At 68.3% G+C, this 246-nt stretch carries 1 pseudogene; it reads right to left on the reverse strand.

The window, feature by feature from the left end:
* A pseudogene (locus ACPYOI_RS36715) lies at positions 1-246 on the reverse strand (siderophore-interacting protein); the annotation flags it as partial.

Raw genomic sequence — 246 nt, forward strand, 5'->3', positions numbered from 1 at the left:
GTGCAGGTGAGGTCGAGGACGCCAACGAGCGCACCGCTCACCGGGTGCACGACCGGAACACCGGCGCAGGCGAAGGTCATGAGTGGTTCGGTGAAGTGCTCCTCGCCGGCGATCAGCGTGGGCCGCCGCAGCAGCAGGGCCGTGCCGATGCCGTTGGTCCCGACGGAGTCCTCGGCATAGGTGAAGCCAGGAGCGAGGCTCACCTTCTCGAGGCGTGCCGTCAGTGAGGAGTCGGAGCAGATGCGG

The sequence above is a fragment of the Rhizobium sp. SVR5-2C genome (genome assembly GCF_056755115.1).